The organism is Psychrobacter sp. I-STPA6b, assembly GCF_020662265.1.
GTDB lineage: Bacteria > Pseudomonadota > Gammaproteobacteria > Pseudomonadales > Moraxellaceae > Psychrobacter.
This window is the reverse complement of the sequence record NZ_VEWM01000116.1, coordinates 1-989: the sequence shown is the minus strand read 5'-3', so window position 1 is coordinate 989 and position 989 is coordinate 1. Positions and strand designations below refer to the sequence as shown.

Below are 989 nucleotides of genomic sequence, written 5' to 3'. Positions count from 1 at the left end.
CCTCTCCCCTCTCCCCTTCTCCCCCTCTTTTTCCTCTTCTTTCCCTTTCTTCTCTTCCCCCTTTCTCCCCTCTTTCCTCCCTCTTTTCCCTCCCTTTTCTTTTTTTCTCTCCTCTCCCCCCTCCCCCTTCCTCCTCCTCTTCTCCCCTTTTCCTTTTTTCTTCTCCTCTTCCCCCCCTTCCTTTTCCCTTCTTCTTTCCTCCCTCCTCCCTCCCCCTCTTTTTTTCCCTTCCCCCCTTCTCTCCTCTTCCCTCCCCCTCCCCCCCCCTTTCCTTCCCCCCCCCCCTCCCTTCTCCCCTTTTCCCTTCTCTTTCCCTCTTTCTCTTTCTTCTTCCCCTTCTTTCTTTCCTTTCCTCTCCCTCCCTTCTCCTTTCCTTCTCCTTTTTCTTCTTTTTTCTTTCCTCTTTCCCCCCCTTTTCCTTCTTCTCCTCTTTTTTTCCTTTCCTTCCTCCCTCCCCCCCTCCCCCTCTCCTTTTTCTTTTTTTTCTTTTCTCTTTCTCCCTCCCCCCTTCTCCTTTTTTCTTTCTTTTTCTTTTTCTCTCTTCTCTTTTTTTCTTCCCCTCCTTTTTCCTTTTCTTTCCTCCCCTCCTTAACTCTCTTCCTTCCCCCCTTTCTTTCTCCCTTTCTCCCTCCCCCCCCCCCCCTTCTCCTTCTTCTTTTTCTTTTCTCTCCTCTTTTCTTTTTTCCCCCTCTCTTTCTCCCTCTCCTCCTTCCCTCCTTCTTTTTTTTCCTTCTCTTTTCTCCTCTTTCTCTTTTCTTCTCCTCCCCTCTTTCTCTCTCTTCTCTCCCCCTCCTTCCCCTCCCCCTTCTCCCCCTTCTTTTCCTCCTTCCCCCCTTTTTTCTCTTTTCTCCCCTTTCCCCTCTTTTCTTCCTCTTCCCCCTTCCTCCCTTTCCCCCTCTTTCCTCTCCTTCTCCTTCTCCTTCTCCCTTTTCCTCCTCTTTTCCTCTTCCTTTCTCTTCTCCCCCTCTTCCTCTTCCTCCTCCTCTCTC

General features: G+C 50.4%; 1 protein-coding gene. It reads right to left on the bottom strand.

The genetic code is table 11. The annotated features are described in order from the left end of the window. Positions 1-989 (bottom strand): hypothetical protein (locus FHK88_RS14580; protein WP_227431015.1); only part of this gene is annotated, 989 nt, incomplete at both ends.